This is a genomic window from Arthrobacter sp. Y3221114 (assembly GCF_059092625.1).
Map to the genome: position 1 here is coordinate 289,818 of NZ_JBNHHW010000001.1, position 25,665 is coordinate 315,482.

Annotated in this window: 24 protein-coding genes; 12 read left to right on the plus strand and 12 right to left on the minus strand. The window is 67.7% G+C overall.

What is annotated here, in order from left to right; translation table 11 throughout:
* Positions 1-25: 25 nt before the first annotated feature.
* Genes zwf through tkt form a run of 4 tightly spaced genes read right to left on the minus strand, consistent with a single transcriptional unit; the run spans position 26 to position 6,435 of the window.
* Positions 26-1,585, minus strand: coding sequence for a glucose-6-phosphate dehydrogenase (gene zwf, locus AC5RV3_RS01340; RefSeq protein ID WP_494120620.1), 1,560 nt, complete (start codon positions 1,583-1,585; stop codon positions 26-28).
* Entirely contained in the window at positions 1,585-3,198 is a 1,614-nt protein-coding gene (locus AC5RV3_RS01345) for a phosphoglucose isomerase-related protein (RefSeq protein WP_494120621.1), read from the minus strand. The genes zwf and AC5RV3_RS01345 overlap by 1 nt, the downstream gene beginning before the upstream one ends.
* Complete coding sequence (gene tal, locus AC5RV3_RS01350; protein WP_494120622.1) at positions 3,195-4,319, minus strand: transaldolase; 1,125 nt, start codon at positions 4,317-4,319, stop codon at positions 3,195-3,197. The genes AC5RV3_RS01345 and tal overlap by 4 nt, the downstream gene beginning before the upstream one ends.
* Positions 4,320-4,329: 10 nt before the next feature.
* The gene (gene tkt / locus AC5RV3_RS01355; RefSeq protein ID WP_494120623.1) at positions 4,330-6,435 is read right to left on the minus strand and encodes a transketolase; all 2,106 of its coding nucleotides are present in this window, start codon (positions 6,433-6,435) and stop codon (positions 4,330-4,332) included.
* Between the two features lie 406 nt (positions 6,436-6,841).
* On the opposite strand from tkt, the gene AC5RV3_RS01360 reads away from it, so the two are divergent.
* Together AC5RV3_RS01360 and AC5RV3_RS01365 are read left to right on the plus strand one after the other, a co-directional pair.
* Positions 6,842-7,801 carry a heme o synthase gene (locus tag AC5RV3_RS01360; RefSeq protein WP_493987289.1) on the plus strand — a complete coding sequence of 320 codons (960 nt, stop codon included), beginning with the start codon at positions 6,842-6,844 and terminating at the stop codon, positions 7,799-7,801.
* Between the two features lie 84 nt (positions 7,802-7,885).
* Positions 7,886-8,824 carry a dihydrodipicolinate synthase family protein gene (locus AC5RV3_RS01365; protein WP_494120624.1) on the plus strand — a complete coding sequence of 313 codons (939 nt, stop codon included), beginning with the start codon at positions 7,886-7,888 and terminating at the stop codon, positions 8,822-8,824.
* Between the two features lie 23 nt (positions 8,825-8,847).
* Here the strand turns inward: AC5RV3_RS01365 and AC5RV3_RS01370 are convergent, their stop codons facing one another.
* Genes AC5RV3_RS01370 through AC5RV3_RS01380 form a run of 3 tightly spaced genes read right to left on the minus strand, consistent with a single transcriptional unit; the run spans position 8,848 to position 11,424 of the window.
* Complete coding sequence (locus AC5RV3_RS01370) at positions 8,848-9,783, minus strand: COX15/CtaA family protein (RefSeq protein ID WP_493987287.1); 936 nt, start codon at positions 9,781-9,783, stop codon at positions 8,848-8,850.
* Positions 9,784-9,787: 4 nt separating this feature from the next.
* Positions 9,788-10,534, minus strand: coding sequence for an ABC transporter permease (locus AC5RV3_RS01375; RefSeq protein ID WP_493987286.1), 747 nt, complete (start codon positions 10,532-10,534; stop codon positions 9,788-9,790).
* Positions 10,531-11,424, minus strand: a complete 894-nt coding sequence (locus AC5RV3_RS01380) for an ABC transporter ATP-binding protein (protein ID WP_494112772.1) — start codon at positions 11,422-11,424, stop codon at positions 10,531-10,533. Before AC5RV3_RS01380 ends, AC5RV3_RS01375 begins: the two co-directional genes overlap by 4 nt.
* A 163-nt stretch (positions 11,425-11,587) precedes the next feature.
* Here AC5RV3_RS01380 and AC5RV3_RS01385 point away from each other — a divergent pair, with 163 nt between their 5' ends.
* The 7 genes from AC5RV3_RS01385 to AC5RV3_RS01415 all read left to right on the plus strand — a co-directional run bounded on the left by AC5RV3_RS01385 (position 11,588) and on the right by AC5RV3_RS01415 (position 17,525).
* Positions 11,588-12,358: a helix-turn-helix transcriptional regulator gene (locus AC5RV3_RS01385; RefSeq protein ID WP_494112739.1), complete on the plus strand. Its 771-nt coding sequence runs from the start codon at positions 11,588-11,590 to the stop codon at positions 12,356-12,358.
* Positions 12,358-13,842, plus strand: coding sequence for a Fe-S cluster assembly protein SufB (sufB, locus tag AC5RV3_RS01390; protein ID WP_494112738.1), 1,485 nt, complete (start codon positions 12,358-12,360; stop codon positions 13,840-13,842). Before AC5RV3_RS01385 ends, sufB begins: the two co-directional genes overlap by 1 nt.
* On the plus strand, positions 13,842-15,125 hold the full coding sequence (gene sufD / locus AC5RV3_RS01395) for a Fe-S cluster assembly protein SufD (protein WP_494112737.1): 1,284 nt from the start codon (positions 13,842-13,844) through the stop codon (positions 15,123-15,125). The genes sufB and sufD overlap by 1 nt, the downstream gene beginning before the upstream one ends.
* Complete coding sequence (locus AC5RV3_RS01400) at positions 15,125-15,484, plus strand: non-heme iron oxygenase ferredoxin subunit (RefSeq protein WP_493987283.1); 360 nt, start codon at positions 15,125-15,127, stop codon at positions 15,482-15,484. Before sufD ends, AC5RV3_RS01400 begins: the two co-directional genes overlap by 1 nt.
* Before the next feature lie 59 nt (positions 15,485-15,543).
* Positions 15,544-16,305: a Fe-S cluster assembly ATPase SufC gene (gene sufC / locus AC5RV3_RS01405; protein ID WP_494120625.1), complete on the plus strand. Its 762-nt coding sequence runs from the start codon at positions 15,544-15,546 to the stop codon at positions 16,303-16,305.
* Between the two features lie 2 nt (positions 16,306-16,307).
* Positions 16,308-16,637, plus strand: a complete 330-nt coding sequence (locus AC5RV3_RS01410; protein WP_493978517.1) for a metal-sulfur cluster assembly factor — start codon at positions 16,308-16,310, stop codon at positions 16,635-16,637.
* 90 nt (positions 16,638-16,727) lie between these two features.
* A complete protein-coding gene (locus tag AC5RV3_RS01415; protein ID WP_494120626.1) occupies positions 16,728-17,525 on the plus strand; it encodes a Pr6Pr family membrane protein in 798 nt (265 codons plus the stop codon).
* Positions 17,526-17,540: 15 nt separating this feature from the next.
* Here AC5RV3_RS01415 and ypfJ read toward each other — a convergent pair whose 3' ends face one another.
* Positions 17,541-18,440 carry a KPN_02809 family neutral zinc metallopeptidase gene (ypfJ, locus tag AC5RV3_RS01420; RefSeq protein WP_494120627.1) on the minus strand — a complete coding sequence of 300 codons (900 nt, stop codon included), beginning with the start codon at positions 18,438-18,440 and terminating at the stop codon, positions 17,541-17,543.
* A gap of 144 nt (positions 18,441-18,584) precedes the next feature.
* On the opposite strand from ypfJ, the gene AC5RV3_RS01425 reads away from it, so the two are divergent.
* Positions 18,585-20,183 carry an ABC-F family ATP-binding cassette domain-containing protein gene (locus AC5RV3_RS01425; RefSeq protein WP_494120628.1) on the plus strand — a complete coding sequence of 533 codons (1,599 nt, stop codon included), beginning with the start codon at positions 18,585-18,587 and terminating at the stop codon, positions 20,181-20,183.
* Positions 20,184-20,283: 100 nt separating this feature from the next.
* Here the strand turns inward: AC5RV3_RS01425 and AC5RV3_RS01430 are convergent, their stop codons facing one another.
* The 3 genes from AC5RV3_RS01430 to AC5RV3_RS01440 are packed head-to-tail and all read right to left on the minus strand — an operon-like array spanning position 20,284 to position 21,995.
* On the minus strand, positions 20,284-21,183 hold the full coding sequence (locus AC5RV3_RS01430; protein ID WP_494120629.1) for an SURF1 family cytochrome oxidase biogenesis protein: 900 nt from the start codon (positions 21,181-21,183) through the stop codon (positions 20,284-20,286).
* Entirely contained in the window at positions 21,184-21,414 is a 231-nt protein-coding gene (locus AC5RV3_RS01435) for a hypothetical protein (RefSeq protein WP_494112731.1), read from the minus strand. It lies immediately after the preceding gene.
* Positions 21,411-21,995: a DUF3099 domain-containing protein gene (locus AC5RV3_RS01440; protein WP_494120630.1), complete on the minus strand. Its 585-nt coding sequence runs from the start codon at positions 21,993-21,995 to the stop codon at positions 21,411-21,413. Before AC5RV3_RS01440 ends, AC5RV3_RS01435 begins: the two co-directional genes overlap by 4 nt.
* A 117-nt stretch (positions 21,996-22,112) precedes the next feature.
* Here AC5RV3_RS01440 and AC5RV3_RS01445 point away from each other — a divergent pair, with 117 nt between their 5' ends.
* The gene (locus tag AC5RV3_RS01445) at positions 22,113-22,847 is read left to right on the plus strand and encodes a beta-ketoacyl-ACP reductase (protein WP_494108816.1); all 735 of its coding nucleotides are present in this window, start codon (positions 22,113-22,115) and stop codon (positions 22,845-22,847) included.
* Between the two features lie 154 nt (positions 22,848-23,001).
* A complete protein-coding gene (locus tag AC5RV3_RS01450; RefSeq protein ID WP_493987274.1) occupies positions 23,002-23,754 on the plus strand; it encodes an SDR family oxidoreductase in 753 nt (250 codons plus the stop codon).
* Between the two features lie 18 nt (positions 23,755-23,772).
* Here the strand turns inward: AC5RV3_RS01450 and AC5RV3_RS01455 are convergent, their stop codons facing one another.
* Positions 23,773-25,662, minus strand: coding sequence for a transketolase (locus tag AC5RV3_RS01455; protein WP_494120631.1), 1,890 nt, complete (start codon positions 25,660-25,662; stop codon positions 23,773-23,775).
* Positions 25,663-25,665 lie beyond the last annotated feature (3 nt).

Genomic DNA, 25,665 nt, shown 5'->3' on the forward strand with positions numbered 1-25,665 from the left:
GTGGTCGTGTCCTTGAGCTCTTTAATCACGGCCTTCTCCAAGTGCGTCCGTCACGGGCCAACAGCTCATCGGCCGACGCAGGTCCCCAGCTGCCAGGGGAGTACGGTTCCGGTCGGGTGCGGCTATTGGCCCAGTACTCCTCGAACGGGTCAAGGATCTTCCAGGACAGTTCGACTTCCTGGTGGCGGGGGAACAGCGGCGGCTCGCCGAGCAGTACGTCCAGGATCAGCCGCTCGTACGCCTCCGGGCTGGACTCGGTGAACGCGTGCCCGTAGCCGAAGTCCATGGTGACGTCCCGGACTTCCATCTGTGTGCCGGGCACCTTGGAACCGAAACGCATGGTGACCCCTTCGTCGGGCTGGACGCGGATCACCACCGCGTTCTGGCCGAAGTCGTCCTCATGATGGTTGGGGAACAACAGGTTGGGCGCGCGTTTGAACACCACCGCTATCTCCGTCACCCGGCGGCCCAGCCGCTTGCCGGCACGCAGGTAGAAGGGCACCCCGGACCAGCGCCTGGTGTGGATGTCCAGCCGCAGCGCCGCATAGGTCTCGGTGACCGAGTCCGGATTGAAGCCTTCTTCCTCCAGGTAGCCGGCGACTCTCTCGCCGCCCTGCCACCCGCCGGTGTACTGGCCGCGGGCGGAATGGGCCGACAGGTCCTCGGGGAGCTTGACGGCGGCCAGCACCTTTTCCTTCTCCGTCCGCAGGTCCTCCGCGTTGAAGGAAATGGGTTCCTCCATGGCCGTCAGGGCCAGCAGTTGGAGCAAGTGGTTCTGGATGACGTCGCGCGCCGCCCCGACGCCGTCGTAATAGCCTGCCCGGCCGCCGATGCCGATGTCTTCCGCCATGGTGATCTGCACGTGGTCCACGTAGTTGGCGTTCCAGAGCGGCTCGAACAGCTGGTTGGCGAAGCGCAGGGCCAGGATGTTCTGGACCGTCTCCTTGCCCAGATAGTGGTCGATCCTGAACACCGCGTCCGGCGGGAAGACCGATTCGACGATGTTGTTCAGTTCACGGGCGGACTGAAGGTCGTGCCCGAAGGGCTTCTCGATGACCACCCGACGCCACGGCATGCCGTCTGCTTGATCGGTTGCCTGGGCCAGGCCGTGCGACGAGAGCATCTTGCACACCTGCTCGAAGGCCTTGGGCGGGATCGAGAGGTAGAAGGCGTGGTTGCCCTGGGTTCCGCGCTGCTCGTCCAGCTCTTCCAAGGTCCCGCGGAGCTGCTCGAAGGCGGCCTCGTCGTCGAAAGCGCCCTGGACGAACCGGATGCCGGCCGCCAGGTGGGTCCAGACGTCCTCGCGGAACGGGGTGCGGGCGTGCCGCTGCACGGATTCCTTCACCTGGGCGGCGAACTCGTCGTCGTCCCAGGGCCTGCGGGCGAAGCCGACCAGCGCGAAGCTGGGCGGCAGCAGCCCGCGGTTGGCCAGATCGTAGACCGCCGGCATGAGCTTCTTGCGGGCCAGGTCTCCGGTGACCCCGAACAGCACCAGGGAGCAGGGGCCTGCAATGCGGTCAAGCCGGCGGTCCCGCGGGTCACGCAGTGGGTTGGCGAGACGCCGTTGTCGTGCGGAAGGGGCCATTACTGCTTTCCAGCCAGTCGGGACACGGCGTCCATCACCTGGCGCACGCCGGCCGCCCGGTCGGCCAGATGCAGGCGCAGGACGGGGCGGCCGCCCTCCACCAGCACGTTGGCGTCGCCGGCGGCCTGGGCATCGATGAGTTCGCCGAAGCTGAACTCGCGTCCGGGGATGGGGATGTCCGTCGCGGCCTCGCCGGTCAGCTGCAGGTAGACACCAATGCCCGGTCCGCCCTTGTGGAACTGACCGGTGGAATGCAGGAACCGCGGGCCCCAGCCGAATGTCACGGGCCGTCCGGTCGCGTCGGCCAGCCGGGGCCGGATGCCTTCCAGCTCGGCCTGGCCGAAGCGGTCGAGGTAGGCCTGGACGCTCACGTAGCCGTCCGGTCCCAGTTTGCCCAGCAGGTCGCGCAGCGCGTCGTCCAGCGACGCGCCCATGGCCAAGCCGCTGCCGCGCACCTGGACGGCGCCGTCGGTGAAATCGGGCAGCGCCGCCGCCGGACGTTCGTCCAGCAGCCCGCGTGCCGCCACCTTCGCCGCCTCCACGTCCGGCTGGTCGAAGGGGTTGATGCCCAGCAGGCGGCCGGCTACCGCCGTGGCGTACTCCCACAGCAGCAGTTGGCTGCCCAGGCTCCCGCCCACGACAACCTCGTCGGCTCCGACTGTCACCTCGTGATCGGGGGAGACCAGCCGGACCACCAGCACATCCTTGGCTCCGGAGACGGTTTCCGGATCGCCGGCGTTGACCACCACCGGCAGCAGTCCGGTCCCCAGCTTGCCGGTGGACTCGGCGACCAACTGCTCGGCCCAGTCGGCGAAGCCGACGATGCCGGAACCTTCGTCGGCGATGGCTACCTTGTTGCGCAGCGGCTCGGTGCCGGCCAGCGCTGCGCCCAGGGCCAGGGCCATGTTGTCCGCGGAATCCTCGGAGAGCACCTCGGCGGCCTCTTCGGCGTCGTCAAGCAGTCTTTCGATGTCCACGCCGGCCAGTCCGGCGGGAACCAGGCCGAAGGCGGTCAGCGCGGAGTACCGCCCGCCGACGTTGGGGTCGGCGTTGAACACCGCCCGGTACCCGGCTTCCCGCGACGCCTCATCCAGCGGGGAGCCGGGGTCGGTGACCACGATGATCCGCGAAGCGGCGTCCAAACCGGCGTCGGCGAAAGCCTGCTCGAAGACACGGCGCTGCGAATCGGTTTCCAGCGTGGATCCGGACTTGGACGACACGATGATGGCCGTGTCGGCAAGCCGTTCTGCCAGCGCGGCACCCACCTGCTGCGGATCCGTGCTGTCGAGGACGGTGAGCTCCACGCCGGCGGTGTTGGCGATCACTTCGGGCGCCAGCGAGGAGCCGCCCATCCCGGCCAGCACAAAGCGCGTCACGCCCTCGGCCGTTAGCGCCTTGCGCAGCTCCAGGATCTCCGGAACCAGCGGCCGGGACAGCGCCGCGGCGTCCACCCAGCCGAGTCGGACGGCCGCCTCGGCTTCTGCCTCCGGGCCCCACAGGGTGTTGTCCTGGGCCGCGATGCGGGACGCGACGCGGTCATCCACCAGGGTGCCGATATGACGGCGGACGGCGGCGAGTGCGGCTCCCGACGCTTCGAAAGCCAGCGAACTCATGACTTCCGGGCTCCGGGCACCGAGTCGAGAGCGTTCTGGACGGTCTCCCGCAACTGCTGCCAGCTGGCCACGAATTTCTCCAGGCCCTCGTCCTCGAGCAGTTCCACCACCTCGTTGTAGGAAACGCCGGCCTGCGCGATGTCGTCGAGCACCTTGTTGGCTTCGGCGTAGGTGCCGGTGATCCGGTCTCCCTCGACCTTGCCGTGGTCGGCGACGGCTTCCAGTGTCTGCTCCGGCATGGTGTTGACCACGTTCGGGGCCACGAGTTCGGTGACGTACAGGGTGTCCGGGTAGTCCGGGTTCTTCACGCCGGTGGAAGCCCACAGGGGCCGCTGCGGCCGGCCGCCGGCGGCCGCCAGCACCTGCCAGCGTTCGGTCGCGAACTGCTCCTCGTAGATCTGGTAGGCCAAGCGTGCGTTGGCGACGCCGGCCTTGCCCTTCAACGCGGCGGCCTCTTCGGTTCCGGCCGAGTCCAGGCGCTTGTCGATCTCGGAATCCACGCGGGAGACGAAGAACGAAGCCACCGAGTGGATGGTCGCCAGGTCCTTGCCGTTTTCCTTGGCCTGCTCCAGCCCCAGCATGAAGGCGTTGATCACTTCGCGGTAGCGCTGCAGCGAGAAGATCAGGGTCACGTTGACGCTGATGCCGAGCGCGAGGGTCTCGGTGATGGCCTCCAAACCTTCGCTGGTGGCCGGGATCTTGATAAAGGCGTTGGTGCGGCCCACGGCCTTGTGCAGATGCTGGGCCTCGGCAACCGTGCCGCGCGCGTCACGGGCCAGCCGGGGGTCCACCTCGATCGACACGCGGCCGTCCACACCTTCGGTATCGGCGGCGAGCGGGGAGAACAGGTCGCAGGCCTCGGCCACGTCGGACGTCGTGATGGCGAAGACCGCCGAATCCACGTCCGCGCCGTCGGCGGCCAGCTGCTGAACCTGTGCCTCGTAGCTGCGGCCGTCCTGCAGGGCCGCCGCGAAGATGGAGGGATTGGTCGTGACGCCCACCACGTTCTTTTCGTCGATCAGGGCCTTCAGGGTCCCGGAGTTGATCCGCTGGCGCGAAAGGTCGTCGAGCCAGATGGAAACGCCGGCATCGGAGAGTGCCTGGGTATTCGCGTTGGACATTGCGTCCTCCTTAGGAATTGGTGGTCTGGGAGAGCGAGTCGCGGGCGGCCTCGACAACAGCCTCGGCCGTGAGTCCGAACTCGCGGAACAGGGTCTTGTAGTCAGCGGAGGCGCCGTAGTGCTCCAGGGACACGCTGCGGCCGGCATCGCCGACCAAACCGTCCCAGCACTGCGCAATGCCTGCTTCCACCGACACGCGGGCCTTGATCCCGGCCGGAAGCACCGACTCGCGGTAGGCGGAGTCCTGCCGGTTGAACCACTCGAGGCAGGGAACGGAAACCACGCGGGTGGCGATGCCGTCGGCCTGCAGGGTTTCGCGGGCCTGGACGGCCAGCTGCACTTCGGAGCCGGTGGCGAGCAGGATCACCTGCGGGGTCGTGTCCGTGCCGCCGGACTGAGCCTCGGCCAGCACGTACGCCCCCTTGGCCACGTTGTCGGCGGAGGCGAAGCCGCCTTCGCCGCGCTCGTAGACCGGCAGGTTCTGCCGGGTGAGCACAATGCCAGCCGGGTTGCTGTGGTTCTCCAGCATCGTCTTCCAGGCCTGCGCCACCTCGTTGGCATCGGCCGGGCGGACGACGTCGAGGCCCGGAATGGCGCGCAGGCTCGCCAGCTGCTCCACAGGCTGGTGGGTGGGTCCGTCTTCACCCAGCCCGATCGAATCGTGCGTCCACACGTAGATGGAGGGGACGCCCATCAGGGCGCCCAGCCGGATGGCCGGCCGCTGGTAGTCGCTGAAGATCAGGAACGTGCCCGAGAAGGCGCGGGTGTTGGAGCTGAGCACAATGCCGTTGACGATGGCGGCGGCGGCGTGCTCGCGGATGCCGAAGTGCAGCACCCTGCCGTACGGCCCGCCGGACCACATGTCGGTCTGGCGCGACTCGGGAACGAAAGACGGGGAGCCCTCGATGGTGGTGTTGTTGGATTCGGCCAGGTCCGCCGAACCGCCCCACAGCTCCGGCAGCACCGGGCCGATGGCGTTGAGCACCTTGCCGGAGGCGGCCCGGGTGGAGACGTCCTTGCCGGCCGGGAACTCGGGCAGCGCCGCCTCCCAGCCTTGCGGCAGCTCGGAAGCCTGCACGCGGTCCAGCAGCGCGGCGTTCTCCGGGTTGGCCTCGCGCCACGCCTGGTAGCCGGTCTCCCAGTCCGCGCGGGCCTGCTTGCCGCGCACGGCTACCTGCCGGGCGTGGTCCAGAACCTCCGGCTCGACGGCGAAATGCTGCTCCGGATCGAAGCCGAGCACCTCCTTGACGGCTGCGACTTCCTCGGCGCCCAGGGCGGAGCCGTGGATCTTGCCGGTGTTCTGCTTCTTGGGGGCAGGCCAGCCGATGACGGTGCGCAGCGAGATGATCGAGGGCCGGGAGGTCTCGGCCTTTGCGGCTTTCAACGCCTCGAACAGGGCCGGGACGTCTTCGACGTACTCGCCGGTCCGGGTCCAGTCCACCCGCTGGGTGTGCCAGCCATACGCTTCGTAGCGCTTGAGCACGTCTTCGGTGAAGGCGATGTCGGTGTCGTCTTCAATGGAGATCTTGTTGTCGTCGTAGAGCACCACCAGGTTGCCCAGCTCCTGGTGGCCGGCCAGGGAGGAGGCCTCCGAGGTGACGCCTTCCTGCAGGTCGCCGTCGGACGCGATCACCCAGACGGTGTGGTCGAACGGGCTTTCGCCGGCGGCAGCATCGGCGTCGTACAGGCCGCGGGTGCGGCGCTGGGCATAGGCGAAGCCGACGGCGGAGGCGAGCCCCTGGCCCAGCGGTCCGGTGGTGATTTCAACGCCCGGGGTGTGCTTGTACTCCGGGTGGCCCGGCGTGAGCGATCCCCAGGTCCGCAGCGCCTTCAGGTCCTCCAGTTCCAGGCCGTAGCCGGACAGGAACAGCTGGATGTACAGCGTCAGCGAGGTGTGGCCGGGGGAGAGGACGAACCGGTCGCGGCCCACCCAGTGCGGATCGGTCGGGTCGTGGCGCATGAACTGCTGGAAGATCAGGTACGCGGCCGGGGCCAGGCTCATGGCGGTGCCGGGGTGGCCGTTGCCGACCTTCTCCACTGCATCGGCGGCGAGGACACGCACCGTGTCCACCGCCCGCTGGTCCAGCGATGTCCAGGACAATTCCTGATCTTCCATGTGTGGCACCGGGTGGGCCCCTTTCTGATACGTCCAGTTGGCAGCCGACGGTCCGGAAAACAGCCGCAGCCGCGGACCGAGTGGACCATTCGCCGTTGATACTGCCTCGAGCTTGCTGCGCCCCATCACCGCGGATTGGCGCTTGTTCCCCACTCTATCCGTTGAGTCTGCAATGCGCAGGACGTGCCGCAGTGCCCGCAGTCACAGGCAGCCATTGATTGACGCCGGCAGGCGCGGGCGGGCCTGCGCAGACGCGGGCGGGCCTGGGCAGGTTTCGGCGAGGGCCGGCGAAACCGGTTTCTACGAGACATAGAAGGAGTATGATGTAGGTGCACCTTGGCCCGTCCTTCAAGGCTGGGCGCTTTCGTGTGTCAGACGAACTCCAGCAGAACTGAGTGGTTTTTCCTTGAATATCCAGACCGTTCCGGACCAGGCGTTGGCCGTTCCGGCCAAGCCCGGCTTCTCGCGCAAGGCCAAGGCCTACATAGCGCTCACGAAGCCCCGCGTGATGGAACTTCTGCTGGTGACCACGCTGCCCACCATGATCTTCGCCCAGGGCGGTTTTCCCGACCTCTGGCTGATGGCTGCCACGATGGTCGGCGGAGCCCTGGCTGCCGGAGCGGCCGGCTCCTTCAACTGCTACATCGACCGGGACATGGACAAGCTCATGCACCGGACCGAGAACCGCCCGCTCGTGACGGGGGAACTGACTCCGCGCGAGGCCCTGGTGTTCTCCTGGGTGCTCGCCGTGGTGGCCGTGGCGCTCCTCTGGTTCGGGGCAAATCCGCTGGCCGGCATGCTGGGCGTCGGCGCGATCTTCTTCTACGTCGTGATCTACACGCTGATCCTTAAGCGCCGCACCTCCCAGAACATCGTCTGGGGCGGCGCCGCCGGGTGCTTCCCGGTGCTCATCGCCTGGGCCGCCGTGACCAACACGGTGGCGTGGCCGGCGGTGATCCTGTTCATGGTCATCTTCCTGTGGACCCCTCCGCACTACTGGCCGCTCTCCATGAAATACAGCGACGACTACAACGCCGCCAACGTGCCGATGCTGGGCGCCATCGCCAGCGCCCGGCAGGTTTCCGTTCAGGTTGTCCTCTACGCCTGGGCCACCCTGGTCTGCTCGCTGCTGCTGGCTCCGGTCGGCGGCGCCGGCTGGGTGTACACGATCGTGGCACTGCTCAGCGGTTCCTGGTTCGTCTACGAATCGCACCGGCTCTACGCGCTGACCAAGCGCGGAACCGAAAGCACCGCCGTCACGAACAAGAGCGCCATGCGGGTGTTCCACGGTTCCATCAGCTACCTGACGGTGCTGTTCCTGGCCCTGGCCCTGGACCCCTTCATCGGCGGTCCGGTCTTCGGTTAGCGCCGCCCGCCCAACGCCGGCTTGATCCCTTCCGGCCGGCCCGGCCGTCAGGCTGTCCTGCCCGCGCTGCCCTAAGATTGCGGCATGAATCCCTTCCGCGGCCTGATTGCCTATCCGGTGACCCCCTTCCATGACGACGGCGGTGTCAACCTTCCGGAGCTGATTCGCCATATCGCCGCGGTGAGCGACGCCCCCGTCGACGCGATAACGGTGCTCGGTAGTTCGGGCAACTTCGCCTATTTGGACCGCGCGGAGCGACGGGATGTCGTCATAGCGGCGGTGGAGTCGGCCAGGGCGGTCCGGCCCGGGCTGCCGGTGTGCGTCGGCGTGAGCGCGGTGGGCACCCGTGAACTCCTGCAGAACATCGACGACGCCAATGCTGCCGGCGCCGACGGCCTCCTGGTCTCCACGGTCTCTTACTATCCCCTGACGGACGAGGAAGTGGCGGCGCAGTGTGTTGCCGCGGCCCGGCAGTCCGGCCTCCCTATCTGCCTGTACAGCAATCCCCGCACCACGCAGTTCAGCTTCAGCCTGGAGCTCGTGGCCGAGCTGGCCGCGGAGCCCCACATCGTGGCCGTGAAGGAATCGGCCCCCGATGCCGAAGTGTTCCGCGAGCGATATGAAGAACTCCGCCGCCTGCTGCCGGTCGAAGCGGGCGATTTCAGCCATGGCATGAGCGGTGACGCGCTGATCGCGGAGGCCGGCTTCGCGGCCGACGCCTGGCATGGCGGGCCGATTGCCGTGCTGCCGGCGCACTACCGGGTGCTGCGCGACGCCTTGCTGGCCGGCGATGAGGATACTGCCGCCGCAGCACGCGCCGCGTTGGCTCCGCTCATGGCCAACTACGGCTCGCTGCGCCCCCTCAGCAATCTCTACGCGTTGGCCAGGGCCGCCGGGATCGACGCCGGTGATCCGCGGTTGCCGCTGCACCCCTTGCCCGGGAGCAGCCGCCGCGAACTCGCCCGCCTCATGGAAGGCATCGAGGCGTTCCGCCCGGCTGATGGGGCACCGGCAGGACAGTAGCGACAGCCCGCCGCTTGATCGGACTACAGCGGGAATTTGCCGGTGGAACGGTCCCAAACATTCGTGGCCGCGACGGTCAGCAGGGCGGAACCGAGCATGTGCAGCAGCACGAGGCCGACCGGCAGCCCGGTGAAGTGCTGCAGGTAACCGATGCCGCCCTGAAGCAGGACCACGGCGGCCAGCCACCAGAGAGCGGTACGGAGTTGCGGGGAGGTGGCGTGGCGGTAGGCGAGCACCAGCGCCAGCACGATGGCCGCGACCAGCAGGTAGACCGGCACCACGTGGATCCGCGTCACCAGGTCCGCGCTGAAGTTGTGCCGCGGGGCACTGGCGTCACCGGCATGCGGGCCGGTGCCGGTCACGATCGTGCCCAGCACGATGGACGCAGCAGAGGTAGCGGCGATGGTCCAGCCCAGGGTTGCCTGGATGCGCGGGACCGGAGCGACGGCCACCGCGGTGCCGCCGCGCAAGTACATACCGGTGCGGTTCACCAGCAGCGTGGCCACGGCGACCAGTGCCGCCGAGGCCAGGAAGTGCAGGCTAACCACCCACGGATTCAGATCGGTCCACACGGTGATGCCGCCGATCAGGGCCTGCACCGGGATGACGCACAGCAGTGCCACCGCCAGGCCGAACAGGGTGCGGTGCGACCGGCGCATCCGCCACAGCGACACGAGCATGGCCACGGCGATGATGACCAGGATGAACGTCAGCGTGCGGTTGCCGAATTCGATCAGCCCGTGGATGCCCATCTCGGGCGTCGGCGTCATGGAACCGGGTACGCAGTTCGGCCACTCCGAGCAACCCAGGCCGGACTTGGTCAGCCGCACGGCGCCGCCGGTGATGATGATGCCCATCTGCGACACCAGCGAGGCAATGGCCAGCCCGTGCACGGTCCTGTTGACCGAGACGGGCAGCCGGTCCTGGAGGCCGCGGGACTTCGGGGTGGCGGTGGTCATTGACTTAGCTCCATTTGAACCAGCGGATGGCGGCAAGGCTGGCCACTACGGTCCAGGCCAGCAGCACGATTGATGCGGTGAGATTGAACTGCGCGTCGATGAGCGCGCTGCGCAGGGCGTCGCCCAAAGCAGTCGAGGGTAGCACGTGGGCGGCCGGCTCGAAAACGTCGGGCCAGCTGGCCACTGGGAAGAGGATACCGCCGGCGGCCGCCAACAGCACCCACAGCAGGTTGGTAATCGCCAGCGTGGCTTCCGGCCGCACGGTCCCGGCGATCAGGAGACCAAGCGAGGTGAAAGCCGCGGCACCGAGCACCAGCTGCGCGGCTGCCGGCGCGATGCCGCCGAGTGCGGGCTGCCAGCCGAGGAACAGGAGGGCAGTCCCGCCCACCACCACGACTTGGATCACCATGATGGCCAGCACGGCGAGAATCTTTCCCAGGATCAGGCCGCCCTGTCCCAACGGAGTGGTGGACAGGAACCGCAGGACGCCATAGCGGCGGTCGAAGCCGGTGGCGATTCCCTGGCCGGTCAAGGCGGTGGACACCGTGCACAGGGCCAGGACGCCAGGGGCCGCCATGGCGATCCGGTTGTCCGTGAAGGTGTCCAGCAGCGGTGTGACGGTCAGGCCGATGAGCGCCAGCAGCGGCAGGATGATCGCAATCAGTAACTGCTCGCCGTTGCGCAGCATGCCCAGGGTCTCGTAGCGGCCCTGGAGGGCGATCCGGCGGATCAAGGGGGCGGGCGCGCTCATCGCAGGTCCTTCCCGGAAATATCGAGGAAGACATCCTCCAGCGAACGCGGTGCCATATGGATGGACGCCGGCATGACATTGTGGGCCGCCCACTCCGCCGCCAACGCGGCCAGCAGTGCGGGGGTGATTTGGCCGGCCACCGTGTAGCGGCCGGGAACGTTCTCGACGGCGGTGAACGGCTCGGGCAGGGCGAAGGACAGGCCCGGGGCGGCATCGAAGGTCAGCAGGCGTTCGACGCCGGCGCTCTCGTCCGTGGCCGCCGTGAGTTCGGCGACCGTGCCGTGCACTACCGTCCTGCCGGCATCGATGATGAAGACGTAGTCGGCCAGCCGCTGGGCGTCGTCCATGAGATGCGTGGTGAGGATGATGCCCAGCCCCTCGGCCCGCAGTTCCTGGATCAGGTCGAACACCACGGCCCGGGACTGTGGGTCCAGTCCGGCGCTTGGTTCGTCCAGGAAAAGGACCTCCGGATCGCCGACCAAGGCGGCGGCCAGGGCCACCCGCTGCTTCTGTCCGCCCGAGAGCCTGCGGATGGGTGTGTTGGCGAATCCGTTGATGCCCAGCCGCTCCGCCAGCTCGTCCACGCTGCGGGGGTCCCGGTACATTCCGGCAACGTGCTGGAGCAGGGCCAGCGGCCGGATGGCCTGCGGCAGGCCGCCTTCCTGCAGCATGACGCCGACCCGGCTCCGGAGTTCCGCTCCCGCCTGGTAGGGATCCTGGCCGAGGAGCCGAACGGTGCCGCCGTTGGGACGCATGAGGCCCTGCGCGCAGGCTAAAGTGGTGGTCTTGCCCGCGCCGTTCGGTCCGAGCAAGGCCGTGACCTGCCCGGGGTAGGCGCGCAGATGGACCCCGTCGATGACGCGGACCATCTTGTTGTCCAGGGCCTCCACCGGTCCCAGATCTTTCACGAGTCCCTGGATATCCAGGCAGGGTTCGGAGGTAGGCACCCGAACATTCTACGGGACGTAGAGCGGTCCACGGAGGGATGCTCCGCTAAGGCCTGCCTTACTGGTAGGGCGGAATAGAATACGTCATGATTGTGTTGTGTATTCCATGACCAGTAGTGCTTCTTTGCGTGCCCAGGCACCGGAGTCCGAGGAGCGGACCCGGGACCGGGTGTTGAATGCCGTTTTGGAACACGGACCCGTCAGCGCCGCCGGGCTCGGCGAGATACTGGGCTTCACCCCCGCGGCCGTGCGGCGCCACCTGGATGCCCTGTCCCGCAAGGGCTTGATCGAGGTCAAGCTCACCGCGAATTCGGCCACCGGAGCAGGCCGACCGGCCCGGAAGTACGTGCTGAGCCGGCAGGGCCAGACACGGCTCGGCAACGACTATCTGGATATTGCCCGTACCGCGTTGGCGGCCTTGGGCGAGGCCGCCGGCCGCGAGGCGGTCGCTGAGTTCGCGCGGAACCGCTACCGGGACATGGAAGAACGCTACCGTCCGGTGGTGGAGGCGGCAGGGCCCGGAATCGAAGAGCGGGCCAAGGCCCTGGCGGAGGCGCTGAGCGCCGACGGCTTCGTTGGCTCCACCAACGTGGTGGGGTCCAAGGCGCCGCACAGCACCATGCTGGCCGTCCAGCTGTGCCAGGGGCACTGCCCGGTGCAGCAGCTGGCAGCAGACTTCCCCGTCTTCTGCGACAGCGAAACTGAAGTTTTCTCCCGGCTGCTAGGGGTGGATGTCAGGCGACTGTCCACGCTGGCCAGCGGGGGACATGTTTGTACGACCCACATCCCGGTGGGTCGAACAAGGTCTGCGGTTCGACCCGTCGAACCGGCGACAGGCACGAGACGAGTATCCATCAATCTGCAAGAGAGGCCGTGATGACGGACCAAGTGGATCAGAGCATGAGGAACGCGGTCGGGACGACCGATGTAGCCGACACCACCATTTCCGAAATCCTGGAAAAGAACCCCGAGCTGCATGGCATCGGGACCTACGAATACGGCTGGTCCGACGCCGACACCGCCGGCGCCAACGCCCGCCGCGGTCTGAATGAAGAAGTGGTCCGCGACATCTCCGCCAAGAAGGGCGAGCCGGAGTGGATGCTGGATCTGCGTTTGAAGGGCTTGAAGTACTTCGACCGCAAGCCGATGCCCACCTGGGGCGCCGACCTGTCCGGCATCGACTTCGACAACATCAAGTACTTCGTCCGTTCCACGGAGAAGCAGGCCAAGACGTGGGAGGACCTGCCCGAGGACATCCGGGTCACCTACGAAAAGCTGGGCATCCCCGAGGCAGAGCGTGAACGCCTGGTTTCCGGCGTCGCCGCCCAGTACGAGTCCGAGGTGGTCTACCACCAGCTCCGCGAAGACCTGGAAGCCCAGGGCGTGATCTTCCTGGACACCGACACCGGCCTGAAGGAACACCCGGAGATCTTCCAGGAGTACTTCGGTTCGGTTATCCCGGTGGGCGACAACAAGTTCGCCTCGCTGAACACGGCCGTCTGGTCCGGCGGGTCCTTCGTCTACGTCCCCAAGGGCGTGCACGTGGATATCCCGCTGCAGGCCTACTTCCGGATCAACACCGAGAACATGGGCCAGTTCGAGCGCACGCTGATCATTGCCGACGAAGACTCCTACGTGCACTACATCGAGGGCTGCACGGCGCCGATCTACAGCTCCGACTCGCTGCACTCCGCCGTCGTTGAAATCATTGTGAAGAAGGGCGCGCGCGTCCGGTACACGACGATCCAGAACTGGTCCAACAACGTGTACAACCTGGTCACCAAGCGGGCCATCGCCCATGAGGGCGCCACCATGGAGTGGGTCGACGGCAACATCGGCTCCAAGGTCACCATGAAGTACCCGGCCGTCTACCTGACCGGCGAGCACGCCAAGGGCGAGACGCTGTCCATCGCCTTCGCCGGTGCCGGCCAGCACCAGGACACGGGCTCGAAGATGGTCCACATCGCGCCGAACACGTCCAGCGCGATCGTGGCCAAGTCCGTGGCCCGCGGCGGCGGCCGCTCGGCCTACCGAGGCCTGGTCCAGGTGCGCGAAGGCGCGAAGAACACCAAGAACAGCGTGGTCTGCGACGCCCTGCTGGTGGACACCATCTCGCGGTCGGACACGTACCCGTACATCGACGTCCGCGAAGACGACGTCACCATGGGCCACGAGGCGACCGTGTCCCGCGTCAGCGAAGAGCAGCTGTTCTACCTGATGACGCGCGGCATGGCCGAAGACGAAGCAATGGCGATGATCGTGCGCGGTTTCATCGAGCCGATCGCCCGCGAGCTGCCGATGGAATACGCCCTCGAGCTGAACCGCTTGATTGAACTGCAGATGGAAGGATCCGTAGGTTAATGACTGAGATCACTGAGAAGGCACGTATCGGTGCTCCGGCCATCGACGGATTCACGGAGGAAGGCGAAAACCTCTCCCCGGCCAACGCTGCCGCAGGCCCGCTGGCCGGGGCCAGCGCGAAAAGCCACAGCCACGGAGGCGGCGTCGGGGTTCCGGACAGCTCCCGCGCCGGCCGCCTGACCTCGTACAAGGCAGAAGACTTCGGCCAGCTCACCGGACGCGAGGAAGACTGGCGGTTCACCCCGCTCAAGCGCCTGCGCGGCCTGCAGAGCGACGCGCTGACCGGTACCGCACCGGCCGTCACCGTCACCGGGCCCGAAGGCGCCGACCTGCCGGCCGGCGTCCTGGTCGAGACCGTGGGCCGGAGCGATGCACGCATCGGCGTTGCGGGCATCCCCGAGGACCGCGTCTCCGCGGCGGCCTGGGAGGCGTTCACCGAAGCGACCGTGGTGACCATTCCGGCCGAAGCCCAGCTGGATTCCGGCGTCGCCGTGGTGGTGGAAGGCAACAGCACCGAGCTGTCCGCGCAGCACCTGGTCATCGTGGCCGAAAAGTTCTCCAAGGCCGTCGTCGTACTGGACCACAAGGGCAGTGCAACGGTCTCGCAGAACGTGGAGATCGACGTGCAGGACGGCGCCGAACTCACCGTCGTCTCGGTGCAGGAATGGGCCGACGACGCCGTTCACGCCTCCTCGCAGCAGGCCCGCGTGGGCCGCGACGCGAAGTTCAAGCATGTGACCGTCAGCCTGGGCGGCGACCTGGTCCGCGTCACGCCGTCCACCCGTTTCACTGCCACCGGCGGCGATGTGGAAATGTTCGGCCTCTACTTCGCCGACGCCGGACAGCACCTTGAGCACCGCCTGTTCGTGGATCACGCGATGCCGAACTGCAAGTCGCGGGTGCTGTACAAGGGCGCCCTGCAGGGCAAGAACGCGCACACCGTCTGGGTGGGCGACGTGCTGATCCGCAAGGAAGCCGAAGGCACCGACAGCTACGAGGCAAACCGGAACCTGGTGCTGACCGACGGCGCGCGCGCCGACTCGGTGCCGAACCTCGAAATCGAGACCGGACTGATCGAAGGTGCCGGCCACGCCAGCACCACCGGCCGCTTCGACGACGAGCACCTGTTCTACCTGATGGCGCGCGGCATCCCCCAAGACGTCGCCCGCCGCCTGGTGGTCCGCGGTTTCCTCAACGAGGTCATTCAGCAGATCCGGGTCCCCGCCCTCGAAGAGCGGCTCAACGCCGCACTGGAACGCGAGCTCGAGGCGGGCAACCTCTGATGAGCGGGACTCCGCGCGGCGAACTGGTGTGCCAGGCCTCTGACGTACAGGTCAATCAGGCAGTGCGCATCCTGATCGATGACTACCCGGTAGCCATCGTCAGGGACTCCGAAGGCGAACTCCACGCCATCGGGGACACCTGTTCGCACGCGGACGTCTCCCTCTCCGAAGGCGACGTCGAAGGCTGCGCGATCGAATGCTGGGGCCACGGCTCCCAGTTCGATCTGCGCACCGGCGAGCCGCTGAGCCTGCCGGCGTTCGAGCCCGTCCCGGTGTTCGCGCTGACGCTCGACGGCGACGGCGTCTACGTGGACGTCACGAACGTCCTCAACGGGGCGCCCGCCCCGGACCTCAACTAAAAACTTCAATCACGTGAACGGCGCCCGCTCCCACCGGGCGCAAAGGAGAAAGCAGACAGATGTCTACTCTTGAAATCAAGGACCTGCACGTCAGCATCGACACCGAGCAGGGCAGCAAGCAGATCCTCAAGGGCGTGTCCCTGACGATCAAAACCGGTGAAATCCACGCCATCATGGGCCCGAACGGTTCCGGCAAGTCCACCTTGGCGGCCACCATCGCCGGGCACCCGCGCTACAACGTCGACTCCGGCTCCATCACCATGGACGGCGAAGATGTGCTGGCCATGAGCGTGGACGAGCGCGCCCGCGCCGGCCTGTTCCTGGCCATGCAGTACCCGGTCGAGGTACCCGGCGTGACCATGACCAACTTCCTGCGCACCGCCAAGACCGCCCTCGACGGCGAGGCCCCGAGCCTGCGTACCTGGACCAAGGACGTCAAGGAAGCGATGGGCCAGCTGCGCATCGACGCCGACTTCGCCCAGCGCAACGTGAACGAAGGCTTCTCCGGCGGCGAGAAGAAGCGCGTGGAGATCCTCCAGCTTGAACTCTTCAAGCCCAAGTTCGCCATCATGGACGAAACCGACTCCGGCCTGGACGTGGATGCGCTCAAGGTGGTCTCCGAAGGCCACAACCGGGTGCATGCCGGGGGCGCGATGGGCACCCTGCTCATCACCCACTACACCCGCATCCTGCGCTACATCAAGCCCGGCTTCGTGCACGTCTTCGTGGATGGCCACATCGCCGAAGAGGGCGGCCCCGAACTGGCCGACCGTCTCGAAGAAGAGGGCTACGACCGCTACCTGACAGCAGCAAAGGCCTGATCATGACAGAAGCCAAAGCCCCGCAGACGTCCCTGGAGGACGTCGAGGAAGCGCTCAAGGACGTCATCGACCCTGAGCTGGGCGTCAACATCGTGGACCTCGGCCTGCTGTACGGGCTGAAGTACGCCGACGACGGTGCCCTGCTCATCGACATGACGCTGACCACCGCCGCCTGCCCGCTCACCGACGTCCTCGAGGAGCAGACCGGCCAGGCGCTGGACGGCGTGGTGGACGAGTGGCGCCTCAACTGGGTGTGGATGCCGCCGTGGGGTCCGGAACGGATCACCGACGACGGCCGCGACCAGATGCGCGCCCTCGGCTTCAATATCTGAGCCCGACGAATCGACGACGGCGGACCGGTCACCTTCGGGTGGCCGGTCCGCTGCTGTGTTGGCACCGGCCCGCGGGGCTAGGATCATGTCATGGGAGTGTCGAGGGCGGCATTAAAGCGGCGGCGGGGACGCTATGACGAGGTCCATGTCGCTGCGGCCTACCACGGCCTGACCGCGCTGCTGGCCGTAGTGGGCCTCGTCGTCGGAATCACCGCCGTGCCGGCGGCGCCCGGCTATGCCGCCGCCGCCGCGCATGCCTGGTGGAACTACGCCAGCGCGCCGGGGGTGCAGGCCGCGCTGCTGGTCTTTGTGGTGAGCCTGACGCTGTTGATGGATTCGACCATGGCCGGGGGACGGCTCTGGCGGGCAGCCCGGACCGCCACCCTGGCGGCCATGCTGCTGGTCTTCCTGGCCCAGTTCACCCGGTTCCGCGGTTTTCCCGAAGCCGCCGGGCTGACCGCGGCAGGGGTGATGGCGGACCGGCTCCTGCATTACGTGCTGCCCGTGGTCGTCCTGACCGGCTGGCTCATCTTTGGTCCGCGGCCCCGCATCGGCGCCGGGGCGGTGATGCTCGGCCTGGCCTTCCCGGGTTTCTGGCTGCTCTGGACGGGGGTCAGGGGTGCCGCGACGGGCTGGCTGCCGTATGGTCTGGGGACGGCGGGGCCGGGGGAGCTGCTGATGACGGGGATCGGCCTGATCCTGGTCTGGCTGGGAGCGGGCATGGTCTTCCTGCTGCTGGACACAACGATGGGCCGCGAGCCCGACGGTTATCTGCCCGGCTTCGGACCCGGCGATCCCGACGGCGGCAGGGCCGGGACCTCCGGGGGCGCACCGCCCTTCGCCGCGGGCATCAGCGAGACCGACCCGGTGGACCCGCGCGACCTGTAGCCTTCACAGCCTGCGTCAGGCGGGGCGGTCGAGGTCCGGGGCGGAGAAAGTGTCGCACCGGCCGGCATCCCCGGTCCGGTAGCCGTGCAGGAACCAGCGCTGCCGTTGCTCGCTGGAGCCGTGGGTCCAGGTGTGGGGGTTGACCTGCCCCGCGGCGGCTTGCTGGATGCGGTCGTCGCCCACGGCGGCCGCGGCGGAGAGGGCGTCTTGCAGGTCCCGCTGGGTCAGCGGCTGCATGAACGGTTCTCCGGTCCTTTCGTCGATCTGCTCTGTGGCATTGCCTGCCCACACGCCGGCATAGCAGTCCGCCTGCAGTTCCACCCTGACTGCACCGGACTCGGGACCTTGGGGATCCTGCCGGGCGTAGCCGATGGCGCCGGTCAGGTTCTGGATGTGGTGCCCAAACTCGTGGGCCACCACATACTCCTCGGCCAGCGGCCCCCCGCTCGCACCAAAGCGGGTGGTCAGCTCGGTGAAAAAGGACGTGTCAAAGTACGCCGTCTGATCGGATGGACAATAAAACGGGCCCACCGCGCTGCTGGCCCTGCCGCAGCCGGTGCTGACGCCGCCGTCGAAAAGGACGGTCTGCGGGGCGGGATACTGCATGTTGTAGCGGGGGAGATAGCCGGCCCAGAAATCGTTGAGGCTGTTGACGGTACCCACGATGCGGCAGTCGGTGCGCTCGTTGGCGTCGGCGCCGGTGCGGCACTCTTCCTGCAGGACGGAACCTCCCGCCTGCTGCTGTTCCTGGCCGCCGCCCACGCCGAAGCCCTCCAGCACTTCGGGCGGAACACCCAGCAGGCTGGCAATGAGGACCAACAGGCCGCCGCCCCCGATCGCGATCTTGCCGCCCAGGCCGCCGCGGCGGTCCTGAACCTGTGACGTATCCAGCCGGGAGCCGCGGGAGAAACTCATTCGCCAAGGATAACCGTCCGATCACGCCGCGGAGGGGTGGGGACGGCTTCGGGTTGCCGGTAGACTGGAAAGGTTGATTTCCGCCCGTCCCGTCTGGACGGCGCCCGGGCATCCCTCTCCGCACCCCTTCGAAAGGCTTCCACTGTGATTACCGTCAACGATCTTGAGCTGCGTGCCGGGGCCCGTCTGCTCATGGAGGCGGTGTCCTTCCGTGTGGACAAGGGCGACAAGGTGGGGCTGGTGGGCCGCAACGGCGCCGGCAAGACCACGCTGACCCGCGTCCTGGCCGGAGAAGGCATGCCTGCCGCCGGGACCGTGGTGCGCACCGGAGAGATCGGTTACCTGCCCCAGGACCCCCGCACCCCCGACATGGAACAGCTGGCCCGCGACCGCATCCTCTCGGTGCGGGGCCTCGACGTGGTGACCCGCAAGCTGAGGGAAACGCAGTCGGAAATGGCCAGCACCGACGCCGACGTCCAGGCCAAGGCGATGCGCCGCTACGACCGGCTGGAGGCCGAGTTCATCTCCGGCGGCGGCTACGCGGCCGAGGCCGAGGCCGCCGCCATTTCCTCCAACCTGGCCCTGCCGGAGCGGATCCTGAACCAGCCCCTGCGGACGCTCTCCGGCGGCCAGCGCCGCCGCGTCGAGCTGGCCCGGATCCTGTATTCCGGTGCCGACACCATGCTGCTCGATGAGCCGACCAACCACCTGGACGCGGACTCGATCAGCTGGCTGCGCGAGTTCCTGAAAAACCACCAGGGCGGCCTGATCGTGATCAGCCACGACACCGGGCTGCTGGAAGCGACCGTCAACAAGGTCTTCCACCTGGACGCCAACCGCGCCACCATCGACATCTACAACATGAACTGGAAGCGCTACCTGTCCCAGCGCGAGACCGACGAGCGGGCCCGCAAACGTGAGCGCGCCAACGCCGAAAAGAAGGCCCAGGTCCTGATGGACCAGGCGAACAAGATGCGCGCCAAGGCCACCAAGGCGGTGGCGGCCCAGAACATGGCCAAGCGTGCCGAACGCCTGCTCAGCGGCTTGGATGAGGTGCGCGCACAGGACAAGGTGGCGGCGCTGCGCTTCCCCGATCCGGCACCCTGCGGCAAGACTCCGCTCACCGCCGAAGGCCTCAGCAAGTCCTATGGCTCATTGGAGATCTTCACGGACGTGGACCTGGCCATCGACCGGGGCTCCCGCGTGGTGATCCTGGGGCTGAACGGCGCGGGCAAGACCACGCTGCTGCGCATGCTGGCCGGGGTGGACACGCCCGACACCGGCGATGTGCTGCCCGGCCACGGACTGAAGATCGGCTACTACGCGCAGGAACACGAGACGCTGGATGTGGACCGGACCGTGCTGGAGAACATGCGCACGGCCGCGCCCGACCTGCAGGACGCCGAGGTGCGGAACATCCTCGGTTCCTTCCTGTTCTCGGGGGACGACGTGAACAAGCCCGCGGGGGTACTCTCCGGTGGCGAAAAGACCCGGCTCGCCCTGGCCACCATCGTCGCGTCATCGGCCAATGTGCTGCTGCTGGATGAGCCGACCAACAACCTTGACCCGGCCAGCCGGGCGGAAATCCTGGGCGCTCTGCGCAACTACAGCGGCGCCGTCGTCATGGTGAGCCACGACGAAGGGGCGGTGGAGGCCCTGAACCCGGAGCGCGTCGTGCTGCTGCCGGACGGCGTCGAAGACCTCTGGAACGAGGACTACCTGGACCTGGTCACCCTGGCCTGATTCCGGGCACAGCGCCGTCGCAATCGAAATTGCCAAGGCGCGCATCGCCGAGCGAGGTGTCTAAGCGCCGTGCAATTGCGGTTATAGACGGCGCTGCAGTTCAGTCGTCGCGGCTGAGCAGGGTGCCGTCGGTGCGGAACCCCTGGGCGTCCAGCAGGGCGTCTTCCTCTTCTTCGGCCGTCGGCCGCTTGCGCCGGCGGTTCGGAGCCGCGGCGCGCGGTGCCGGATTGGCCTGGTGGTAACCGCTCAACGCCTCCTCTTCCTCCGCGTACCGGCTCTGGTGCGCCTGCTGGCGGGCGGCATAGCCGTAGCCGACGAACAGCAGCACGCCGAAGGCGTACCACTGCATGGAGTACGACAGGTGCGGCCCTTCGTCGATGGCCGGCTTGGGGATCTGCACGGGCTGCACGGCAGCAGCGGGAGATTCCGCCGCCATCAGCCCGTAGCTGCCGGTATGGACGGGGTAGCCCAGTTCTGCCGCATAGGCGTCCAGCTGGATGGACGCGAGCTGGCCCTCCGGGGCCCCGCGGCTGACCGGGCCTTCGCCGGGCTTGACGCGGGCGACGACGGTGACGTCGCCGTCCGGGGCGGCGGGAATGGTGTCCGGGTGGCCGGCCTGGTTGTTGCCGATCGGGAGCCAGCCCCGGTTGATCACCACGGCGCTGCCGTCCTGGAGGCGCAACGGGACAAGCACCTCGTAGCCCGGCCGGCCGTTCAGGGGACGGTTCCGCACGATCCGCTGCCCGGCGTCGTCGTACTCGCCGGTGAGGACCACCGGCGTCCATTCCACCGAGTCATCGGCGGTGGCGAAGATGTCCGGCACCTCGCCGAACGGCACCGGATCGGCGTCGTAATTGTTCTCCACCGCCGCGATGACGTCGCGGGCCTGGTCCCGGCGTTCCATCTGCCAGTTGCCCAGCACCACGCACAGCGCGGCCAGCAGGGCAACGATCAGCAGCCAGCCCAGCCACTTGCCGCTGAGCAGGAATCGGTAGGACATTCAGGCACCTTCCAAGGGGAGCGTTTCGCGCCAGAGGCTGCGCTGGATCAGATAGTCCTGCAGCCATTCCCGGTGTGCGCCGCACGCGAGCCAGATTTTGCGGCGCTCGGGGGTATGGATTTTCGGATTGTTCCACAGCAGCTGCCACTGCGCATCCTGGCGGCAGCCCTTCCGCGAACAGACGGGGGAGGCGGCCGCCGCCCCGCCGCCGAGCTGGTCCAAGAGGTTCATGCGGCCGCCTTCCGCCAGCGCCGCTTGGTGACGGGGCTCAGGTTTCCGGTGAATTCGGCCGGCTCGTCGTCCACGTGGGGATCCTCCGGCGGGGTAGCGTCCGCAACGGCGGGCCCGTCGGCCGCTGTCGGTGCCGGGCCCGGCGGCTCCGGCCGGTCGGAGGCGGGGCGGACGGGCGGGGAGGACGCGCCGGGGCTGCCGGCCGCTTCCGGCTCGGCGTCGTCGATAAGTTCCCCGCTGAGGACCTGGTCGGTGTCTGCCCCGGCGTTTGCCGTGCGGGCGGAGGGGGCCTCCAGCTCCGGCTGCGGCGCCTGGTCCAGCAAGGCAGTGCTGTGCTGCAGGTTCGATTTGTCGCTGCCGCCATTGGCGATGATCACGGCGATCCACGGCAGGAAGACGGCGCCGGCCACGAAGAACCAGCGGAACCAGCTGTCGATGAAGAAGAAGAGCAGCAAACAAGCCAACCGGATACCCATGGCGAGCGTGTACTTGACCATGCGCCGGTGCATTTCATCGGTATGGCTTTCAGGGACGTCCGTAATGCTCAGGACTTCCGGCTTCTCGTCAGGCTGCTTGCTCATCACACTCCATCAGGGCTGTATCAATTCTCCCACGCTGGCCGGAATGTCTAAAGCCGCCCGACGATGACCGACCGACGGATATCCCGGGCTAGGATTCCATAGGAAAACAGCAGCTTGATGGAGGTAAGAGTGAGCAACGAACAGCAGTCCGGCCGCAGCGTGCTGGTCACCGGCGGCAACAGGGGAATCGGGCTGGCGATTGCCCGGGCCTTCGAAGCGAACGGCGACAAGGTGGCGATCACTTACCGCAGCGGCGAGGTTCCCGACGGACTCCTGGGCGTGAAGGCCGACGTGACGGATGCCGCGTCGGTGGACGCTGCCTTCACCGAAGTCGAGGCTGCCCACGGTCCGGTGGAGGTCCTGGTCGCCAACGCCGGCGTCACGCGCGACACGCTGCTGCTGCGGATGAGCGAAGAAGACTTCACCAGCGTGGTGGATACCAACCTGTCCGGCGCGTTCCGGGTGATCAAGCGCGCCTCCAAGGGCATGATCCGGCTGCGGAAGGGCCGAGTGGTGCTGATCTCCTCGGTGGTGGGTCTCTACGGGTCGCCGGGCCAGATCAACTATGCCGCGTCCAAGGCCGGCCTGGTGGGCATCGCCCGGTCGCTGACCCGCGAGCTCGGATCCCGCAACATCACCGCCAACGTCGTGGCCCCGGGCTTCGTCAACACGGAGATGACGGCAGTACTGCCGGAAGACACCCAGAAGAACTACCTGGCTTCCATCCCGGCCGGCCGCTTCGCCGAACCCGAAGAAGTTGCGAACGTGGTCCGCTGGATTGCCAGCGACGAAGCCGCCTACATCTCCGGCGCGGTGATTCCGGTGGACGGCGGACTGGGAATGGGCCACTAGGCAGGTCAGGCAGGTGTTCGGACCTGCGTTTTGTGGGCTCTCTACAACGGATAAGGCTTCGGGGACTGGCAAGATGGAACCCGAAGCCTTTTCCGGTTGAGCGTTTCCTACAACGGGCCGACCGGACCACCACTCAGAACCTCGAGGAGCAGCCATGGGCGCACTGGACGGCAAAGCAGCAATCGTAACGGGATCATCGCGCGGCATCGGCGCCGAGGTGGCCAAGCTTCTGGCTGCCGAGGGAGCGTCGGTGGTGGTCAACTACCGCCAGAAGGCACCCCGCGCGAACAAGGTAGTGGCACAGATCGAAGAAGCCGGCGGCCGCGCCGTCGCCGTTGCCGCCGATCTCACCGCGGCAGAGGGCTCGCAGGCACTGGTCGAAGCCGCCCGGCAGAACTTCGGCGGCGTCGATGTGCTGGTGCTCAACGCGTCCGGCGGCATGGAGTCCAGCATGGGCGAGGATTATGCCCTGCGCCTGAACCGCGACGCGCAGGTGAACATGCTCAAGGCGGCGGCCGAGGTGATGCCGGCAGGCTCCCGGGTGGTGTTTGTCACCAGCCACCAGGCCCACTTCATCCGCACCGTGCCGACCATGCCGGAGTATGAGCCGGTGGCCCTGAGCAAGCGCGCCGGCGAAGACGCGCTGCGCGAACTGCTGCCGGAGCTGGACGCCAAGGGCATCTCGCTGGTGGTCGTATCCGGCGACATGATCGAAGGCACCGTGACCGCGACGCTGCTGGACCGTGCCCGCCCCGGCGCGATCGAAGCCCGCCGCGCAGAGGCCGGCAAGCTTTACTCGGTGGAAGAGTTCGGCGCGGAAGTGGCCAAGATGGTCACCGCCGACGTCCCCTCCGGCCACACGGAATACGTGGGCGGGGCCGAGTCCTTCCTGCAGGCGCAGGACTAAGACGCCGCAGGGCCCGGACTACTCCCGAACCAGTCGGCGCGCCGCCTCAACGATATGCCGCGCGGAGATGCCCGCGGCGTCCAGCAGGTCGTGTGGCGCACCGGACGTCGGCAAACCTTCCACGGCCAACCGGACCAGCTTGAGGTCCGGTACCCGCGCCTGGGTCAGCGAACCGGCGACGGCTGACCCGAGCCCGCCTTCGGGATAGTGGTCCTCCACCGTGACGATCCGGCCTCCGGTGGCCCGGCACGCTGCCAGCAGCGTCTCCTGGTCGATGGGCTTGATCGAATACAGGTCAATCACCCGCGCGGCGATGCCTTCGTCGGCGAGTTGGGCGGACGCGGCCAGGCACTCGTGCACGGTGACGCCCGCGCCGACGAGCGCGACGGCGTCGTCGTCGGTGGCCCGGTGCACCTTCGCCCCGCCGATGGGGAACTCTTCGCCGTCCCCGTACAGCACGGGGTAGTCGCCCCGGGTCGCGCGGAGGTAGCAGATGCCGGAAGTGTCAGCCATGGTGCGGACCAACCGCGCGGCCGAGGGTGCGTCGGCGGGGTAGAGCACGGTTGATGTGTGGATCGCCCGCATGGCGGCCAGGTCCTCCAGCGCCATCTGCGAAGGCCCGTCCTGGCCGATCTCGACGCCGGCATGGGTTCCGACCAGGCGGATGTCCACCTGGGAAACCCCTGCCATCCGGATGAAGTCGTAACCGCGGGAGACGAGGAACGCTGCAAAACTGGCGGCGAACGGCACATACCCGCGCACGGAGAGCCCTGCCGCCGCAGCCACCATCTGCTGCTCGGAAATGAACATTTCGAAGAAGCGCTCCGGCGCGGCCTTGCTGAATTCCCCGGCCTTGGTGGAGTTGCCCACCTCGCCATCGAGGACCACCACTTCGGGCCGGGCGGCGAGGGCAGCCACCGCGTCGCCGAAGGCCGTCCGGGTTGCGACGGAATCGCCCACCGTGTAGGCGGGAAGCTCGACGGCGGCCGCGGGGTCGGGCGTGATGGCAGGATCGCCGGGTTCCGGTTCCAGCGTGGCGATCCGGAGGTGCGTGGGGCCGCCCAGCGCCTCGATGGCGGCCCCGGCGACGTCCTCCGGCAGTGCCTTGCCGTGCCAGCCGTCCCTGTCCTCCACCGCGGAAACGCCTTTGCCCTTGACCGTGCGGGCCAGGATGACGCTGGGCCGGTCGGTGGTGGCACGCGCCGTGGCGAAGGCTTCGTGGATGGCTGCCAGGTCGTGGCCGTCGATCGGCAGCGGTTGGGCGCCGAAGGCCCGGATCCTTGCGGAGTACCGGTCCAGATCCCAGCCCAGTGCGGTCGGCCCGTTCTGGCCCAGCCGGTTCACATCCACGATCGCCGTCAGATTTCCCAGCCGGTAGTAGGCGGCCTTGTCCAGCGCCTCCCACATGGACCCTTCGGTCATCTCGCTGTCCCCGCAGAGGACCCACGTCCGGTAGGGGAGCCGGTCCAGGTACTTGCCGGCCATGGCGATGCCGACGGCGACGGGCAGCCCCTGGCCGAGCGAGCCGGTTGCCACGTCCACCCAGGGCAGGGCAGGCGTGGGATGTCCCTGCAGCCGGCCGCCAAACTGCCGGTAGGTGTCGAGCAGTTCCGTTTCGTCGATCACTCCGGCGGCCCGGAACATGGCATAGAGCAGCGGCGAGGCGTGCCCCTTGGAGAAAACCAGATGGTCGTTCGCCGCCAGCTCCGGCCGCTGCCAGTCATAGCGCAGGTGGTTCGCCAAGAGCACCGCCATGAGGTCGGCCGCCGAGAGCGACGAGGTGGCGTGGCCGGAGCCGGCGCGGGTGGTGGTTCGGATGGAGTCCACCCGCAGCTGCGCCGCCAGGCGCCGGCAGGTCTCCGCCACGTCCGGATCCAGGGTTGTGGTCGTTGTGGAGTGCGTGCTCATCGC

Bases quoted from the DNA above. Each gene is read 5' to 3' on its own strand.
- AC5RV3_RS01415 (WP_494120626.1), top strand. From the start codon at position 16,728: ATGGGAGTGTCGAGGGCGGCATTAAAGCGGCGGCGGGGACGCTATGAC.
- tkt (WP_494120623.1), bottom strand. From the start codon at position 6,435: ATGGAAGATCAGGAATTGTCCTGGACATCGCTGGACCAGCGGGCGGTG.
- AC5RV3_RS01445 (WP_494108816.1), top strand. From the start codon at position 22,113: ATGGAGGTAAGAGTGAGCAACGAACAGCAGTCCGGCCGCAGCGTGCTG.
- sufD (WP_494112737.1), top strand. From the start codon at position 13,842: ATGACTGAGATCACTGAGAAGGCACGTATCGGTGCTCCGGCCATCGAC.
- AC5RV3_RS01400 (WP_493987283.1), top strand. From the start codon at position 15,125: ATGAGCGGGACTCCGCGCGGCGAACTGGTGTGCCAGGCCTCTGACGTA.
- AC5RV3_RS01430 (WP_494120629.1), bottom strand. From the start codon at position 21,183: ATGTCCTACCGATTCCTGCTCAGCGGCAAGTGGCTGGGCTGGCTGCTG.
- AC5RV3_RS01455 (WP_494120631.1), bottom strand. From the start codon at position 25,662: ATGAGCACGCACTCCACAACGACCACAACCCTGGATCCGGACGTGGCG.
- sufB (WP_494112738.1), top strand. From the start codon at position 12,358: ATGACGGACCAAGTGGATCAGAGCATGAGGAACGCGGTCGGGACGACC.
- AC5RV3_RS01345 (WP_494120621.1), bottom strand. From the start codon at position 3,198: ATGAGTTCGCTGGCTTTCGAAGCGTCGGGAGCCGCACTCGCCGCCGTC.
- zwf (WP_494120620.1), bottom strand. From the start codon at position 1,585: ATGGCCCCTTCCGCACGACAACGGCGTCTCGCCAACCCACTGCGTGAC.
- AC5RV3_RS01370 (WP_493987287.1), bottom strand. From the start codon at position 9,783: ATGACCACCGCCACCCCGAAGTCCCGCGGCCTCCAGGACCGGCTGCCC.
- AC5RV3_RS01440 (WP_494120630.1), bottom strand. From the start codon at position 21,995: ATGAGCAAGCAGCCTGACGAGAAGCCGGAAGTCCTGAGCATTACGGAC.
- AC5RV3_RS01375 (WP_493987286.1), bottom strand. From the start codon at position 10,534: ATGAGCGCGCCCGCCCCCTTGATCCGCCGGATCGCCCTCCAGGGCCGC.
- AC5RV3_RS01435 (WP_494112731.1), bottom strand. From the start codon at position 21,414: ATGAACCTCTTGGACCAGCTCGGCGGCGGGGCGGCGGCCGCCTCCCCC.
- sufC (WP_494120625.1), top strand. From the start codon at position 15,544: ATGTCTACTCTTGAAATCAAGGACCTGCACGTCAGCATCGACACCGAG.
- AC5RV3_RS01365 (WP_494120624.1), top strand. From the start codon at position 7,886: ATGAATCCCTTCCGCGGCCTGATTGCCTATCCGGTGACCCCCTTCCAT.
- ypfJ (WP_494120627.1), bottom strand. From the start codon at position 18,440: ATGAGTTTCTCCCGCGGCTCCCGGCTGGATACGTCACAGGTTCAGGAC.
- AC5RV3_RS01450 (WP_493987274.1), top strand. From the start codon at position 23,002: ATGGGCGCACTGGACGGCAAAGCAGCAATCGTAACGGGATCATCGCGC.
- AC5RV3_RS01410 (WP_493978517.1), top strand. From the start codon at position 16,308: ATGACAGAAGCCAAAGCCCCGCAGACGTCCCTGGAGGACGTCGAGGAA.
- tal (WP_494120622.1), bottom strand. From the start codon at position 4,319: ATGTCCAACGCGAATACCCAGGCACTCTCCGATGCCGGCGTTTCCATC.
- AC5RV3_RS01385 (WP_494112739.1), top strand. From the start codon at position 11,588: ATGACCAGTAGTGCTTCTTTGCGTGCCCAGGCACCGGAGTCCGAGGAG.